The sequence below is a fragment of the Rhizobium subbaraonis genome (genome assembly GCF_900220975.1).
Classification (GTDB): Bacteria; Pseudomonadota; Alphaproteobacteria; order Rhizobiales; family Rhizobiaceae; genus Mycoplana; species Mycoplana subbaraonis.
This window is the reverse complement of the sequence record NZ_OBQD01000017.1, coordinates 17,630-30,215: the sequence shown is the minus strand read 5'-3', so window position 1 is coordinate 30,215 and position 12,586 is coordinate 17,630. Positions and strand designations below refer to the sequence as shown.

Sequence of the window (12,586 nt, the reverse complement as noted above, 5' to 3'; positions counted from 1 at the left end):
CGAGTGCTTCCCTGGCGGAGTTGCCGCCTTCCGTAGTTGTTTTGCGTAACGGGTCCCCATGCGTCTTTCGGCTGTTCCAGCAATCCTTCTCGTTGGCCTTGCGCTGTCCGGCTGCTCGCGGTCCGGCGCCGACGATCTCCGGGCCGGCCTGACCTCGAAGGAGACGACGAATTCCATCGTCCGTCCCGCAGCCCCCGTTCCTGCCAACGATGTCGGCGAAGCCGACACCGGCCAGACCGCGGCGCATGAACTTGCCTGGGCAGGTCCCGTTCCCGACCAGGACCGGTTCGAGACGCTGACGCGGACGGCAGCGATGCCGACGCAGCGTCCGCTGGAAGCGATAGCGCCGGTCGAACCGGCCATCATGACCAACCCCGGTAAGCGCTCGCGCATCTATAGCCAGCGCTTCCGCGACGCCAAACCGATCAACTTCGGCAAGATCACGCCGCGCCATCATGCGGTGCACGGCGTCGACGTGTCGCGCTGGCAGGCAGACATCGACTGGGCGACGCTGCGGACCCAGGGGGCCAACTTCGCCTTCATCAAGGCCACCGACGGCGGCGACCACCTCGACCCGATGTTCAAGACCAACTGGCGCAAGGCGAAGGAAGCAGGCATCAAGCGGGGTGCCTATCACTTCTTCTACTGGTGCCGGACGGCGGGCGAGCAGGCCGACTGGTTCATCCGCAACGTGCCCAAGGACCCCGACGCGCTGCCCCCTGTCATCGACGTGGAGTACAACGGCGAATCGAAGTGCAAGCGCCGGCTTTCCCGCGCCACCGTCCTGGAGAAGATGCAGGTCTTCATGGACAAGCTCGAGCGCCACTACGGCAAGCGCCCGATCATCTACACCGCCCCGGATTTCTATGCGGACAACCTGACGGGCGAGTTCAAGGACTATCCGTTCTGGCTTCGCTCGGTCGCAGCACACCCCTCCGTGCGTTATCCGAACCGCGAGTGGGTGTTCTGGCAGTATTCCGGCTCCGGCCTGTCGCAGGGTGTCGACGGCAAGATCGACCTGAACGTCTTCCGCGGCAGCAAGGCAGACTGGCACAACTGGGTCGCAGGCCAATCGAGCTGACGCCGCGGCACGTCAGCTTCGGCTGGAAGGGTTCTAGTCGAAGTCGACGACCTCGTTGTTCAGCGGCAACTGGTTGACGTGCTGGCCGGACGGCGTCTTCACGATACTGGCAGGCTCGCCGCGCTGGATCGCCTCGTCAGAGCCGGGCGCAAGCGTGCCCTGGCTGGAAAACCGCTTGAAGACGAAGGGAAGCCCGTTGGCGTCGAGCGGCGACGGCCCGTCCATGACATGAAAGTGCAGGTGCGGCGCCGTGGAGTTTCCGGTATTGCCGAGCAGGCCGATCACCTCGCCCGTCTTGACGCGATCACCAAGCTTCACCTTGAGGCTGCCGCGCTGGAGATGGGCGTAGAAGGCATAGGCGCCGCCGCCGATATCGACCACCAGCATGTTGCCGCCGATGTTTTCGGTGGTGATCCCCTTCGCATCCCCGCCGGGCACCTGCTCGTCGGCCTCGTCATAAAGATTGACGACGATGCCGTCGGCCGCGGCAACAACCGACGTGCCGTAATAGGGATAGCTTTGCAGCCTGGAGACGTCGCCGTCGAACAGCTTACCCTTGTCGTCGAGCTTCACCCAGTCGATCGCAAAGCGCTCAGGAACGCGCAGCCGGCCATTGATCGACATGACCGCTCCGCGATGCGAGGTAATCTCGTCGCAACAGCCGTTGACCGCGACCCAGCCCGATCCCTTGAGCGGCGGCTCCACCGCCACTGCGGGCTTGCCGATGCCGGTGGCGGCGCCGGCAAAGGTGAAGGTTTCCGGTATCGGGCTGTCCTTCGGCAGCGGCTGAGCCTTGCCGTCCGCCCCTGCCGCCATCCGCTTGGCGGTGATCCGTGCGAACAGGTCCGGCGGCAGCGCCTCGCCGACAGCAAGGCTGACATCCATGAAGACCGTCGCAGACCCCCCTGGCGGAATCTCCAATCCGGTTCCGGCGTAGGGCGTGGTCATTTTCGAAAGCGCGTCGCCCTCCATCGACCCGAGCAAGCGACCCTCGGCATCCACGGATTCGACCTTCTCAAGGGTGACAAACAGGCGGCTCGGGTTGACCACCAGAAGCTCATAGGCGAGATGCACCCTGCCGTCCGCACCCGTGACCGGATCGGGGGCGCTGAGCGGTCGCACCGCAATGGAGCTGAAAACCTCGTCGGCCTTCAAGGACTGGGCGTATGACGGCTGTCCCGCAAGGATCGTGGCGACCGCCGCGAGCACGGGCGAAAGAATGCGCATGGACTTCTCCGCTTTCAGGTCGCTGGACGTAGCGGGCATTTTCGGGCCGGCCCCATACGCGCGAGCCTGCCACATCGCCACAACGGCGACCAGCGGCCAGATTTCGCCACAAGGGACCAGATATCCCAGACCAGCTAGAGTATGAAGTCCGTCTCCTTCAGGTTCAGGATGCCTTCCAGCACGATCGCGAAGTCCGCCTTCCGGTCGCCATTCACGTCGGCGGTGACCAGCGTATCGCCGTTCTTGTGCTCGTAGCGCAGTTCCCCGGCCTTCTTGTCGAAGGCCTCCTTGCCGATGAAGACGAACGCGTTGTTGCCGGCAGAACCGATCTTCGCATCGATCAGCTTCAGGTCCATCTTGTCCTGTCCGCGGGTGAAGTCAGAGATCTTGTCGCGCCCTTCCGATTTGGCCGTCGAATCGCCGATCGCACGGAAGACAAACGTGTCCCGTCCGGGACCCCCTCCCATCTTGTCGTGACCGGCACCGCCGATGAGGGTGTCGTTTCCGGCACCGCCGAACAGCTTGTCATTGCCGGTCCCGCCATCCACCTTGTCTTTGCCCGAGCCGCCGTCCATCCGGTCCTTGCCGGTCCCGCCAAGCAGCGTGTCGTTGCCGCCATAGCCGTAGATTCGGTCATTGCCGCTGCCGCCGGAAAGATAGTTGTTGGCCGCATTGCCATTGATGACCTCGTGGATGTCGTCGTCGTTGGCGATCGTCGCACGTCCCGCCGTGATCACATTCTTGACGACGCCTCCTCCTGGCGCCGTCACGAGGAGCGAGAAGGTCTCGTCGCCTTCCAGTCGCTCGTCCTCGACGAGATCGACAGTGACGGCCGCCACGGTCTGTCCGGCCAGAATTGTCACGTTGCCCTTCTTGCCGACATAGTCGCTGCCATTCTTGGCGGTGATGTCCGCGGTCCTGAATGCGAAGGTGAGGTTCTTGTCATAGGCTTGCGAGAGATGGATTTCGAACACGGCTTTCCGATCGCCGTTGTCGCCCTCGTACACCGTCGGGCTGGAAACGAAGGCCGAGAGATTGCTGCCCGTGCCGTTATTGTCCTGGACGACGCCGAGCACCCTTTCGATCTTGTGATTGCCGGCAAAACGCGCATTCGTCGTGCTGGACAGTTCCAGCCAGACCGACTCGTCCACTTCGTCCAGGTAGTCCTGTCGCACTCGCACCGAAACGAACCCGACGCGGCTGCCGGCCGCAATCACCAGCGTTCCCGTTTCCGGCGTGAAATCGCGGTTGTTCGCCGGCGCGTCGGCGGCTGAGCCGACAAGCGTGCGATAGTCGATGCGGACCTCCTCGTCGGTCGCGCGTGACAGGACGACGCGGAACTGCATGGTCCCGCCTTCCGTCTGGTCCGCCCGCTCGACCGAGATGACCGGCTGCGACTTGCTGGTATCGTCATCCAGAACGGACGCCACGCCGCTGCTGCCGGAAAAGCCGTTCCTGATGGCGCTGTTCGGGGTTAGCAGCAGCGAGAAGAACTCGTTGATCTCCGCGACGGTGTCCTCGACGAGATCGATGGCCACGGTCGCCGTCGTTTCGCCGGCGCCGATCTTCACCGTCCCCTGCTTGGCCAGGTAGTCGCTGCCGGCACGCGCCGATCCATCAACGGTCCTGTAGCTGAAATTCATGTCGGTTGCCTGGGCCTCGGAGATGTGTACCTCGAAAATCGCCTTCCTGTTTCCGCCATGCCCCTCGACCACCGTCGGGCTGGACACGAACAGCGCGAGGTTCGAACCAGTCCCGTCGTTGTCCTTCGCCACCCCGAGCGAGCGCAAGACCGCCGGGTTTCCGGCAAATGCGGCACCTTTAGGATTGTACAGCTCGAGCCAGAAGGATTCGTCGGCCTCGTCCTCGTAGTCGTGGCGCACGCGCACAAGGATCTCCGCTTCCGTCTGACCAGCCGGAATGACAAGGGTATCGAGACCGTAGAGCGACGGCACGCCGCGGGAGACCGTAAAGTCCTGCGCATTGAGCGGGGCGCTGCGTGCCGTCCCTTCGATGCCGCGATAGTCAATCCGCACCTCGTCGCTCGTCGGCGCGCTCAGGCGCACCACAAATCGGGCATAGCCGTTCTCCACACTTTCGGCACGCACGATGCTAATCGTAGGAACAGCCATTCTTCTCTCCATGAAAACGAGTAGAGACGAATTCCCCAGCCGGGCACGCGCAGGCGTACCTCGTGCAGCAATTCAGCCAGACGAGCCCTTGAGAGGATTTATATTAGCGAATGCTTTATCACGAAGACGCGGGAGGCGGGATAGCTCTTCTTGTCTAGTCTGCCGGGAATTCCGATAAGTCTTTGGCGGGCGATCAACTTTTCTTGCTTCGATCTTCTGGAAGTTTCGCCTGTTCGGACCCAATATATCCCGGTCGAGGTATGTTTCATTGGCGCGAGGTGCTGCGATGCCGCGTATCGCAAGACTGCTCTGCATTCCCTTGATCCTGTGTTTTGCAACAACCGCAAATGCGGACGAGCGCCCCTTCCTGCGATCGCTTGCCGGCGAATGGAGCGGAAGGGGCACGGTGATCATGCGGATCGGCAAGCCGGCGATCAATGTCAATTGCCGGTTGCGTTCGACCGCCGGGGACGCATCGGTGTCGATGAAGGCGACCTGTCGCGGCATGCTCGTGGTCAACCGAACGATTTCGGCCGATCTCACGGCCCGCGGCAATCGCTACGGTGGCATCTATGTCGGACCCGCCGGCGGGCGATCGGCGCTATCGGGACGCCGCAAGGGCAATGCAATCGATCTTGCGGTCCGCTGGAACAAGCTCGTCAATGGGGATCGCGCAGCCGAGATGATCATCGAAAAGGTCGGTGCGAACGGCCTGAGGCTGCGGACGATTGATCGCGATCCTTCCAGCGGCAAGATGGTGACGACGAGCGACATCGCGCTCAAGCGACAATGACGTCCACCGCTCGCCTTCGGCGCAGCAACTCATGCCCGAACCCTGTCCATTTTCAAAGGCCGCTCTATGATTGAGATCGAGGCCGAGACGTGACACGCTGCATGCATCGCGGGCGTCGCGCAGTTTTCCCGTCCCGCCTCACGATGAAAACATGGTTCGAAGGAAGTCCGCATGAGCCGCAGTCCGTATGAAGTCCTTGAGGTGAGCAAGAACGCGACCCAGAAGGACATCCAGAGCGCCTACAGGAAGCTCGCCAAGAAGCTGCATCCAGACCTCAACCCCGGCGACAAGCAGGCCGAGGAGAAGTTCAAGGCCGTCTCTGCGGCCTACGCGCTGCTCGGCGACGAGGAAAAGCGGGGGAAATACGACCGCGGCGAGATCGACGAAACCGGCGCGGAGACGCCGCCGCGGCAGTACTACCGTGACTACGCGTCGGCCGGCGATACCGCAGGTCGATATGAGAGTGCGCACAGCTTCTCCGACTTCGGCGACACGGACGACATCTTTTCCAGCTTCTTTTCGCAACGCGGGCGCCGTCAGCAGAGCGGCCGCGGGCGCGACGCGCACTTTTCGATGGAGATCGATTTCCTGGAGGCGGCGAACGGGGCGAAAAAGCAGATCAACCTCCCGGACGGGCCGCCGCTCGATCTCACTATCCCGCCAGGCACGCGCGACGGGCAGACGCTGCGGCTGCGCGGCAAGGGCGAGCCCGGCTTCAACGGCGGCACGGCGGGCGACGCACTGATCGAAATCAGCGTGCGGCCGCATCCGTTCTACCGGCAGGACGGGGACGACGTCAGATACGACGTTCCGATCTCGCTGAGCGAAGCCGTTCTTGGCGGCAAGATCCGCGTGCCGACGCTCGACGGTGCCGTCAACGTGACGATTCCCGCAAACTCGAACACCGGCAAGACCCTGCGCCTGAAGGGCAAGGGACTGCACAGGAAGGCTGGCGGGCACGGCGACGCCTATGTCACGCTGCAGGTCGTTCTGCCGCAGGCGCCCGATCCGGACCTGACCGCCTTCGTCGAAGGCTGGGAGACGGGCAAGGCGCACAACCCGCGCCGGCACATGGGAGGCTGACATGAAAGACACCGAACTCTGCCGTTCCCTCGAAATCGAGATCACCATTCTCGACACGTGGATCGAGCATCGCTGGCTGGTCCCGGAAGAACGGGACGGGGCACGGCAGTTCCATGACTCCGACCTCGCCCGTGCACGGCTGATACAGGACCTGATCGGCCCGATGGGGGTCAACGAGGACGGCGTCGACGTCGCCATGCAACTCCTCGACCAGATCCACGGCCTGCGTGGTAGACTGGGCCTGCTGATGCAGGCCATCCGCAGCCAGGACGAAGAGGTCCAGCGGCGCATTCTCGCCCTGATCGACGAGGAACATTGAGCCGCCGCTCTGTCATCATCACGACCAGGAGATTGCCATGCCCACGACCAAGCCCGAAAAGCCTGCCCCGAAGAGCCCGCAGCAAAAGGCCAAGGAGAAGCAGAAGGACGACGAATATCTCGACGAGGCGCTGGAAGAGACGTTTCCGGCCAGCGACCCGATCGCTCCGCCAAAGTTCGACGACAGCAAGAACTGATCCCCCCGCTGGAAAGGCACCGGCGAGATCAAGGAGGGTGACAGCACGCATGCGGCCCTTCCTGCTTCGCAGTCGAGCCGATTGAGGCGGGCCAGGCAGCCTTGCCCGCCCTCCTCCCGCTTCCGCCGACCCTTATGATTTTTTTACGTTCGGCGCGGCCTTTCCCAATCGAAATCCTATCCCAGACCCCTCTAGATTCCCGGCATCGTCAACTGGATACGATGTCATGGCCACCCATCACGAACATGGCGCCCAAACGCCGCTCAGCACCCGGACGATCTTCGCCAAGGCAACAATACGTGCCGCCGAAAGAGCGCGGCGGATGCGCCGCCGACTACCGGAGGCCGGTGGACGTCGGCATCGCGAACGCGAAGGCGCGCGGGTCCGCTTCGGCATCGTACTGGCACTGATCGCTGCCGGCACCGGCTGGCTCATCCTGTTCGGCTGACGGCGAGCTGCGATCATGCCGATACACACCAGCCCGATTGCCCCCTTTCCGACGGGCATGCGCCGTCAACCCGGCGACACCGATGCGGATCGCAACGACGATACGACCGATTCGGTAGCGTCACTGCGCCGCAGGATCTCCGCCGCCCGCGTCCTGCGCGAGCACCTCGTCTGGGAGGCGGTGCGCGTGCTGCCGGGCCTCGCCGGCTTTCGCGAGGCGCGCGACGACTATGCCCGGTTCCGGCAACTGATGGAACGCGATGATCTTGGTGGCGCGATCCTGCTGCTGGCAGCATCCGCGGCGCCTCGGCGCGAACTGCTGGAGCTATCGCAGGTAAGCGGAATCTGGAGCTGCCGGCTTGCAACGGTGGCAGCGCAGCGGGGCCGGCGCCCACGCATTCACGCCGCCCACCATCCGGACCGGGCCGCCGCCCTGCTGGCGGCCCTCGTCGCCTCCGGCTGCACCGACGCCTGAATTTGCCACGGAGTCCCCTATGTCCCCATTCCATTCCCTTCTCCCGCGCGGCGCCGTCTGCGATCTCGTCACCCCCTTTCGCGGCGGTGAACTCGATCGGGTCGGCCTGCTGACCCTGATCGAATGGCAGATCAGGAGCGGAATCAGCGGCCTGGTCGTCTGCGGCGAAGCCGGCGAAGCGCCGACGCTGACGATGGACGAACGCTGCAGCGTCATCCAGACCGCCGTGGAGGTCGCCGAGCGCACCGTGCCGGTCTTCGTCGGCTGCGGCACCAATTCGACCGAATCCACCATCGCGCTGACGGAGCAAGCCAGGGCGCTCGGCGCCCATGCGGCGCTGCTGACCGTACCCTACTACAGCAAGCCGTCGCAGGAAGGCATCTTCCGCCACTTCGAAGCGGTAGCGGCGGCGGTCGATATTCCCCTGATCATCTGCAACGCACCGGCGCGCACCGCCGTCGATCTTACACCCCGCACTGTGGAACGATTGGCGACGATCGGCTCCGTCGTCGCCCTCGTGGATTGCACCGGCGACGTCTCGCGCTTTGCCCAGACGGCGCCCGAGCTGCGAACCCGCCTGCTCCACTACTGTGGCCACGAGGCGGCGGCCTGCCCCTTCAGCCTCTGCGGTGGTGGCGGCGCGTTTTCGATTGCCGCGAACGTCACCCCGCGCCTGACCTCGGCACTTCATAATGCGCTGCGTACAGGCAATGTCGACGTCGCCTATGCCCTGCAGGAGCGGCTGACCCCGCTGTTGACCGCACTGGAGGCGGAAAACGTGGTCGCCTGCACGAAGGACGCGCTGTCGTTTGTCCTCGGGCTTTCGCCCGAAGTGCGGCTGCCGCTGACACCCCCCTCGCTCGAGGTGCAGAAGCATTTGCGCCGTGCCGTCTCCACCTTGCCGGAACGTGCCGAACTCATGAGCCGGACGGCCTAGCCCATGATTAGCCCCGACATCGAACCGGCGGCCACAGAAGCGCCGCTTCCGAAATCCCTTCCGCCCGGCCCGGGACCCGATTCGGCCCAGAGCCCCGGAATGCTGGCTTTGCGCCACATCGGCTTGCGGCTCGGCATCACCATCCTGATTGCCGGCGCCATACAGCTGATCGGCCACTGGTCGGCAGGTTAACACCATCGTCAACAGAGGAAATCTGCATCATGGGTAGTCGAACACACCGCCTGCACGTCTCAACCAGGCCCGCCCGGTTCACGGTCGGGCGCGACCATCACGGTTGGTGGGTCGTGCAGGACAAGCTCGGCAAGGTCGGCGGTCTCTTCGCAAGCGAGGACGCCGCCATGCATTTCGCCAGGGACGAGAGCGACCGCAATCCCGCCGCCGTGTGCCGCGCGCCGGAGGGCCTTTCGGTAGAGCTCGAAAACCTCTCGCGGCGGGCGCAGCGCCCGCGGCAGCGCCAGGTCCGGCGGACGTCAGCCGTCAACCCTGCACGGAGCTGATCCCACCTCTTCCTTTTGGCGCGCCGACGCACCGTCGGTTCCGTTGGCCTTACCGGCGCGCCTCGACTTTCAACGCCCTGCACCAACCGATCCTTAACCGCTGCCATGCATGATGGCGGCGGACCAAGGCAGACAGGACGGCAATGGCTCAGACTTCCATCCCCTATACCCACTACGATCTCCAGGACATCCGCGAGGGTGTCGTCATCGAGATCACGCTTTCGGCCATTGCCAATGTCAGGCTGATGACGCATGCCGATTTCGATCTGTTCAAGAATGCCAGGAATCACAAGTTCCTGGGCGGCGTGGCGAAAAAGTCGCCCATCCGCCTGAAGATCCCGAAAGATGCGCACTGGCACGTGGTCATCGACATGGAAGGCCACAAAGGCACGGTCGAATCGTCCATCCGCGTCGTGCCGAAGCCCAAGGCACCGGCCGGACCCAGATTTTTCCCGCCCTCGCGGCAATCCGCCCAACGCTGAGGGCTGACAACCGGCCCCATGGCATCCAGGCAGGTCAGCCGTTGCGCTCGCGCCTCAGCTTGGCCCACCAGTCGAGACGCTTGCGGATATCGCGCTCGAAGCCGCGCTCCGGCGGATCATAGAAGGTCTGGCGGCCCATCTTCTCCGGAAAATAGTCCTGCCCGGAAAAGGCGTCCGGCTCGTCGTGGTCATAGCGATAGCCTTCGTTGTAGCCCTCGCTCTTCATCAGCTTCGTGGGAGCGTTCAGGATGTGCTTGGGCGGAAGCAGCGAGCCGTTTTCCTTCGCCGCGCGGGTGGCCGCCTTGTAGGCGTTGTAGACGGCGTTCGATTTCGGCGCGGTGGCGATGTAGACGCAGGCCTGCGCGAGCGCCAGTTCCCCTTCCGGCGAACCCAGAAAGTCGTAGGCGTCCTTCGCCGCGTTGCAGATCACGAGCGCCTGCGGATCGGCAAGCCCGATGTCCTCCACCGCCATGCGCACCAGCCGCCGGCCGATGAACAACGGATCCTCGCCGGCGTCCAGCATGCGGCAGAGATAGTATAGGGCTGCATCCGGATCTGAGCCGCGCACCGATTTGTGCAGCGCCGAAATCAGATTGTAGTGGCCGTCCTGAGCCTTGTCGTAGACCGGCGCCCGGCGTTGGACGATGCGAAACAGCGCGTCCTGCCCGAAAATTTCGCCCGGGCGCGCCGCCCGCCAGACCTCTTCGGCCAGGGTCAGCACGGCGCGGCCGTCGCCATCGGCCATGCGGATCAGTGCGGCGCGGGCATCGGCATCCAGCGGAAGCGGCTTTTCCTCCGTCGCCTCGGCACGCTTCAGCAACTCCTCAAGGCTGGTTTCGTCGTGCGACTTGAAAGTCAGCACGCGCGCGCGGGACAGAAGCGCCGCATTCAATTCGAAGGACGGGTTCTCGGTCGTCGCACCGACGAGAATGATCGTACCGTCCTCCATCACGGGGAGGAAACTATCCTGCTGCGCACGGTTGAAGCGATGGATCTCGTCGACGAACAGCAGCGTCTGGCGACCGCCCATGCGACGCTGGCGGGCGGCGTCGAACACCTTCTTCAGGTCCGCCACACCGGAAAAGATCGCGGAAATCTGTTCGAAGGCGAGCCCTGCTTCGCCGGAGAGGAGCCTTGCCACGGTCGTCTTGCCGGTACCTGGCGGTCCCCAGAAGATCATCGAGCCAAGCGAGCCGGACGCAATCATGCGCGACAGCACCCCGTCCTCGCCGGTCAGGTGCTCTTGCCCCGCCACGTCCTTGAGCGACTGCGGGCGCAGCCGGTCGGCCAAGGGCCGCCTGCTTGCCATGCCTGCCGGTTCGGACGGGGCAAAGAGATCGCTCATCGGAAGAACTGCCGGATACGCTGGCCGTCCCGCTCGATCTCTACCCGCCATACGGAGGGATCGTCGGAAACGAGCCCCTCCAGAACCTCCGTCGAGGCGACGGAGGTGCCGTTGAGCTCGATGATGATATCGCGCGGCTGCAGGCCTATGCGGGCGGCGGGCGAACCGCGGTTGACGTCGGTCACGACCACGCCGACCGAGCCCGCCGGCATGCGCAGCTCGTCGGCCACGCGCGGCGACAGATTGGCAACGACGGCGCCGGAGAACGGATTGCGGCCCTCGATCAGCCTTTCGTCGCGCGGCGTGGTTTCCGGCGGGCGGTCGAGTGCGATCGTCAACTGCTCCTGCCTGCCGCCGTCGCTGACCGTCAGCTTGGCCGTTCCGCCGATGCCGACCGTCGCCAGCCGATAGCCGAGCGCATCGGGATGCTCGACAGCGATACCGTTCACCGCTAGCACGACATCGCCCGGCTTCAGCCCGGCCTTCTCCGCAGGGCTTCCCGAAAGGACCTTTGATACGAGCGCGCCGCGGGCCTTGTGCAGGCCAAGTGCCTCGGCCACGTCGGAGGTGACCGCATCGAAGGTCGCGCCGACAAAGGGACGGTCGAAGGTGGTGTTACCGCCGATAGCGCTTGCGACGAAGACCTTCACAAGATTGGCCGGGATCGCAAAACCTACTCCGTTCGATCCGCCCCCACGGGAGAAGATCGCCGTGTTGATGCCGATCAGCTCGCCCTTCATGTCGATCAGGCCGCCGCCGGAATTGCCGGGGTTGATCGAGGCGTCGGTCTGGATGAAGAAGCCGAAGTCCCCGGCCTTGACCTGGTTGCGCGCCAGCGCCGAGACGATGCCGCTCGTGACCGTCTGGCCGACGCCGAAGGGATTGCCGATCGCCAGCACCAGATCGCCGACCTCGACGGCGTCGCTGTCGCCCAGAGGCAGCGCATCGAACGTCTCCCTCGTCTGGATCTTCAGCACGGCGAGATCGACGCGGTCGTCCTTGAGCAACACCGTGCAGGGGTATTCCCGGCCATCGCTCAGCGCAACCTTGATATCGTCGGCGCCTTCGATCACGTGATTGTTGGTCACCACGATCCCGTCCTTGCCGACGATTACACCGGAGCCGAGCGAGGATTGCTTCTGCGTCCGGTTCGGCATGCGCTGGCCGAAGAACTCCTCGAAGAAGGGATCGTTGAACGGCGAACGCCGCTCGACGACGCGCTCCGCATAGACGTTTACCGTCGCGTTGGCGGTTTTTTTCACCAGCGGCGCGAAGGAAAGCTGCATCTCCATCTGCGAGGCGGGAACGGTCTTGTCCTGGGCGACTGCGGGCGAGGTGACGGTGAGCAGCAGGAGGGTTGCGGTGGCTAGGCCTTGGCCGAATTTCATAAAAGATTCTCCCTTTCGTTGCCGCCACGTTCAGATAAGATTTCGCACGAAAAAAGGCAAATGCGCCAACGGTCGCGGGTGCAATTGCCACTCACGGCCGGCACACGAAATTGTGCTCGGCGACGTGGGGGCGCGGCTGTAACTTTGGCGTCATTCCTTACGT

The 12,586-nt window shown here is 64.1% G+C and carries 15 protein-coding genes; 11 read left to right on the top strand and 4 right to left on the bottom strand.

Annotated features, from left to right (window positions below; translation table 11 throughout):
- Positions 1 to 58 precede the first annotated feature (58 nt).
- Positions 59 to 1,081 carry a glycoside hydrolase family 25 protein gene (locus CRO48_RS22975; protein WP_097142104.1) on the top strand — a complete coding sequence of 341 codons (1,023 nt, stop codon included), beginning with the start codon at positions 59 to 61 and terminating at the stop codon, positions 1,079 to 1,081.
- A gap of 33 nt (positions 1,082 to 1,114) precedes the next feature.
- Here the strand turns inward: CRO48_RS22975 and CRO48_RS33290 are convergent, their stop codons facing one another.
- Together CRO48_RS33290 and CRO48_RS22965 are read right to left on the bottom strand one after the other, a co-directional pair.
- The gene (locus CRO48_RS33290; RefSeq protein ID WP_176526853.1) at positions 1,115 to 2,308 is read right to left on the bottom strand and encodes a M23 family metallopeptidase; all 1,194 of its coding nucleotides are present in this window, start codon (positions 2,306 to 2,308) and stop codon (positions 1,115 to 1,117) included.
- Between the two features lie 134 nt (positions 2,309 to 2,442).
- Positions 2,443 to 4,440 (bottom strand): Calx-beta domain-containing protein, encoded by a 1,998-nt coding sequence (locus tag CRO48_RS22965; protein WP_176526852.1) that lies wholly within the window; start codon positions 4,438 to 4,440, stop codon positions 2,443 to 2,445.
- A gap of 286 nt (positions 4,441 to 4,726) precedes the next feature.
- On the opposite strand from CRO48_RS22965, the gene CRO48_RS22960 reads away from it, so the two are divergent.
- From CRO48_RS22960 to CRO48_RS22920, 10 genes are all read left to right on the top strand, one after another.
- A complete protein-coding gene (locus CRO48_RS22960) occupies positions 4,727 to 5,233 on the top strand; it encodes a hypothetical protein (protein ID WP_097142101.1) in 507 nt (168 codons plus the stop codon).
- 171 nt (positions 5,234 to 5,404) lie between these two features.
- Positions 5,405 to 6,316 carry a DnaJ C-terminal domain-containing protein gene (locus tag CRO48_RS22955; protein ID WP_097142100.1) on the top strand — a complete coding sequence of 304 codons (912 nt, stop codon included), beginning with the start codon at positions 5,405 to 5,407 and terminating at the stop codon, positions 6,314 to 6,316.
- A 1-nt stretch (position 6,317) separates the two neighbouring features.
- A complete protein-coding gene (locus tag CRO48_RS22950) occupies positions 6,318 to 6,635 on the top strand; it encodes a chaperone modulator CbpM (RefSeq protein WP_097142099.1) in 318 nt (105 codons plus the stop codon).
- A gap of 37 nt (positions 6,636 to 6,672) precedes the next feature.
- Positions 6,673 to 6,831, top strand: coding sequence for a hypothetical protein (locus CRO48_RS32335; protein WP_176526851.1), 159 nt, complete (start codon positions 6,673 to 6,675; stop codon positions 6,829 to 6,831).
- A gap of 226 nt (positions 6,832 to 7,057) precedes the next feature.
- Positions 7,058 to 7,279, top strand: a complete 222-nt coding sequence (locus tag CRO48_RS22945; protein WP_097142098.1) for a hypothetical protein — start codon at positions 7,058 to 7,060, stop codon at positions 7,277 to 7,279.
- 15 nt (positions 7,280 to 7,294) lie between these two features.
- Entirely contained in the window at positions 7,295 to 7,753 is a 459-nt protein-coding gene (locus tag CRO48_RS22940; RefSeq protein WP_097142097.1) for a hypothetical protein, read from the top strand.
- Between the two features lie 19 nt (positions 7,754 to 7,772).
- On the top strand, positions 7,773 to 8,690 hold the full coding sequence (gene dapA, locus CRO48_RS22935; RefSeq protein ID WP_097142096.1) for a 4-hydroxy-tetrahydrodipicolinate synthase: 918 nt from the start codon (positions 7,773 to 7,775) through the stop codon (positions 8,688 to 8,690).
- A 3-nt stretch (positions 8,691 to 8,693) separates the two neighbouring features.
- A complete protein-coding gene (locus CRO48_RS22930; protein WP_097142095.1) occupies positions 8,694 to 8,882 on the top strand; it encodes a hypothetical protein in 189 nt (62 codons plus the stop codon).
- A gap of 29 nt (positions 8,883 to 8,911) precedes the next feature.
- Entirely contained in the window at positions 8,912 to 9,208 is a 297-nt protein-coding gene (locus CRO48_RS22925) for a hypothetical protein (RefSeq protein ID WP_245423632.1), read from the top strand.
- Between the two features lie 143 nt (positions 9,209 to 9,351).
- Positions 9,352 to 9,690 carry a DUF1883 domain-containing protein gene (locus tag CRO48_RS22920; protein WP_097142094.1) on the top strand — a complete coding sequence of 113 codons (339 nt, stop codon included), beginning with the start codon at positions 9,352 to 9,354 and terminating at the stop codon, positions 9,688 to 9,690.
- 34 nt (positions 9,691 to 9,724) lie between these two features.
- Here CRO48_RS22920 and CRO48_RS22915 read toward each other — a convergent pair whose 3' ends face one another.
- Entirely contained in the window at positions 9,725 to 11,035 is a 1,311-nt protein-coding gene (locus CRO48_RS22915; RefSeq protein ID WP_097142093.1) for a replication-associated recombination protein A, read from the bottom strand.
- Complete coding sequence (locus CRO48_RS22910) at positions 11,032 to 12,423, bottom strand: DegQ family serine endoprotease (protein WP_097142092.1); 1,392 nt, start codon at positions 12,421 to 12,423, stop codon at positions 11,032 to 11,034. The genes CRO48_RS22915 and CRO48_RS22910 overlap by 4 nt, the downstream gene beginning before the upstream one ends.
- Between the last annotated feature and the right edge of the window lie 163 nt (positions 12,424 to 12,586).